This is a genomic window from Lysinibacillus sp., from assembly GCF_032093475.1.
Taxonomy (GTDB): Bacteria; Bacillota; Bacilli; order Bacillales_A; family Planococcaceae; genus Lysinibacillus; species Lysinibacillus irui.
In genome coordinates this window covers 1-3,238 of the sequence record NZ_DAMDAY010000211.1, presented here as the reverse complement: position 1 = coordinate 3,238, position 3,238 = coordinate 1, and the positions used below count along the sequence as shown (strand labels likewise).

The 3,238-nt window shown below is 34.9% G+C and carries 2 protein-coding genes and 1 pseudogene; 2 read left to right on the top strand and 1 reads right to left on the bottom strand.

Features of this window, described 5'->3' with window-relative positions; all coding sequences use genetic code 11:
• Window positions 1-420, bottom strand: a pseudogene (locus RT445_RS23440) (choice-of-anchor I family protein); the annotation flags it as partial.
• 268 nt (window positions 421-688) lie between these two features.
• Between RT445_RS23440 and RT445_RS23435 the strand changes: the two are divergent.
• Both RT445_RS23435 and RT445_RS23430 read left to right on the top strand, forming a co-directional pair.
• Window positions 689-1,738 (top strand): NAD(P)/FAD-dependent oxidoreductase, encoded by a 1,050-nt coding sequence (locus tag RT445_RS23435; protein WP_274795359.1) that lies wholly within the window; start codon window positions 689-691, stop codon window positions 1,736-1,738.
• 170 nt (window positions 1,739-1,908) lie between these two features.
• Window positions 1,909-3,238 (top strand): DEAD/DEAH box helicase (locus tag RT445_RS23430; protein ID WP_313471737.1); only part of this gene is annotated, 1,330 nt, incomplete at its 3' end.

Below are 3,238 nucleotides of genomic sequence, written 5' to 3'. Positions count from 1 at the left end.
ATCATTGTAGTCTGCTGCTTGTACTGCGGCTGCGATGATATCCGATTCCGTGCTAATACTAATACTTGTCACGTCCCCATATGAGAAGTTTGGTTTTACTTCTTTTAATGCCTTTTCAAGATTTATGAATTTCTCTGCTTTTAGGGTAGTAAAGGGCGTATTTTTTTGTAAAGGGACAACCTCAATTTGCTTAGTCGTCCCGTTGATCACATAATATTTGTGATTGTCAGCATTGTAAGCAACGATTTCGGTTGCGCCGCCATCCTCATTTTTTACACCAGAATCATACCGAGAGGAGACATTTAAGGTTAATTCAGACGGTATTTTTTCTACCGCATAGGATTGATTTTCTCCCACTAAAAAGGAAGCTAAAGCTATAGAACAACCTGCTGCCATTGCGGCTAATTTTTTATACTTCATACATATTAAACCTCCAATTAAAGTTAGTTTAAGCGTACATGTCCAATGTAAAGGCCGTATAAAGATTAATTAAAGAATAGTAAGATTTAGCAAAATATAAGGTTTTCATTATCATTTTAGTTGATAATGATTATCATTATCGTATAATGAGGTAAGGAGGAAATATAAAGTAATTTTTGTATATGAAAAGTAAACAGTTAGAGCTGTGGTAGGTAAGCCAATGCTATGGCCTTGGGATAGGAATAACAAATGAAAGGTGTGTTAAATATTGTTAGAACAAGAATTGTATGATGTAACAATCATTGGTGGGGGACCTGCAGGTTTGTATGCTAGTTTTTACTGTGGTTTACGTGAAATGAAGACAAAGTTAATTGAATCACAGCCACAGCTTGGTGGTAAAATCCATGTTTACCCAGAGAAAATGATTTGGGATATTGGAGGAGTTACGCCCATTTCAGGTGGGCAACTTATTAAACAATTAGTCGAGCAAGCCTTAACGTTTAATCCTTCCATTTATACAAATGAAAAAGTGCTGTCAATTGCCAAAAATAAAGAAGGAATTTTTGTCGTTACAGCTGAATCTGGAAATATTCATTATTCTAAAACGGTTATTGTTGCTATTGGTGGTGGCATTCTGAATCCTCAAAAAATCGAAATTGAGGGAGCTGAACGCTTTGAAGTATCGAATTTAAACTATACAATCAAATCCTATGAAAAATTTAAAGATAAGACAGTAATAATATCTGGTGGTGGTAATACCGCTGTAGATTGGGCATTAGAGTTAATGGAGGTAGCTTCCAAGGTATACTTAACTTATCGAAAAGATAAATTGTCTGCACATGAGGCTCAAATAACAGAGCTTACGAATAGTGCCATTGAGTGTCATTATAATTCTGAAATTACCAAGCTCATTGCAGACGATCAAGCAGGAATGATTAAAGCGATTGCTTTAACGAATCATGAAACAGGCACTGTAACAGAAATTCCTGTCGATGAAGTGGTTATCAGTCATGGCTATATACGTGATAAGGAGTTATTAGATAATAGCCCGCTAGCCATTGAACGTAAAAATGACTATTTTATTGCTGGTTCAATAAATAGTGAATCTTCCATTCCGGGTCTGTATGCTGCAGGTGATATTCTGCATCATGCTGGTAAAATCCATTTAATTGCTGCAGCATTTCATGATGCATTACATGCAGTCAATAGTGCGAAGAAGTATATTCAACCTGATGCTTCAGAGGGTGGTATTGTTTCCTCACATAACGATATATTTAAACAACGTAATCGCAAGCTATTGCAGGAAAGTTTAAAATGATAATTCCTAGGAACACTAATAAACTGTTGGTGTTCCTTTCTTTCTGTTTTCACATGCTTGATGAGGAAAATGATGTTCTATAAAATTGCCCCACTTAGTTGTTTTTTATCGGAAGGAACATAGATTTCCCTTTTTTGGACAACCTAAGCTAGAAATAATGACATGAGGTGATGATCATGAAAATAGAAAGGTCGTCCGAGTGGGAAGAAGGATTTGTTAATCGATTAAATCATCTTGAGAAATGGCATAGCTGGACATTGTATAAGATGAATTATGATATTGTGAAAATGAAATTGATTCCTGACTTTACAGGATTACAAGCTACGAAGTATTTACCTAATTTAAAGCCGCTGACACATCAGCTAGAAGCAGCTGAAACTGTAATTGAACGCATGAATGGAAAGGCTATCTTAGCTGATGAAGTAGGTCTTGGTAAAACGATTGAAGCTGGTTTAATTTTAAAGGAGTATCTCATTCGAGGTCTTGTCAAAAGGGCATTAATTTTGGCCCCTGCCTCTCTAATTAATCAGTGGATAGAAGAGTTAAATGTTAAATTTCATATACCTGCCATCGCCTATAAAAAAAATTGTCCGATAGAGCGCTACGATGTCTTAATTATGAGTATGGATACAGCAAAAAAAAGTCCTCATAGAGAGCGTATTTATGAGCAAGATTATGACATGATTATTATTGACGAGGCACATAAATTAAAAAATAATAAAACACAAATTTATGAATTCGTTCAAGGTTTAAAGAAAAAATTCTGCTTATTATTAACAGCCACACCTATACAAAATGATGTGTTCGAATTGTTTTATTTAATCTCATTATTAAAACCGGGTCATTTAGGGAACTATGATACCTTCCAATCGGCATTTTCAGCTAGTAAGCATCATTTAGAACATGATGATTATTTGAAAGAATTAGTCAATCAGGTTATGGTGAGGAACCGAAGAGAAGATACGGGTATAGAATGGACGAATCGTTGTGTTCAAATTGTACCGATTACTTTTACGGACGAAGAAAGAGAAGTTTATGATATGCTTGGAAACCTTGAAAACACAGGATCATTTTCATTAATTACATTGCAAAAGGAAATGTGTAGTAGTAAGGAAGCGACAGCATTAACATTAACAAATATGCTGGAAGAGCATGCACAGTCACAAGATATTGAAGCAATTATAGCAAAGGTAATGGCTTTAAAAGTAAATTCAAAAGCAGAAAAAACGCTAGAAATTGTGAAGCAAGCAAATGACAAGGTTATCATTTTTACTGAATATCGGGCTACACAAATTTATCTACAGTGGTATTTACACTCTAATGGTATAACGAGTGTGTTGTTTAATGGTAAATTTAATAAAAGTAAACGAGATTATATGAAGCATCTTTTTAAAGAAAGAGCACAAGTACTTATTGCTACAGAGGCAGGTGGAGAGGGGATAAACCTTCAATTTTGTCATCATGTTATCAATTATGACTTACCATGGAATCCAATGAAGC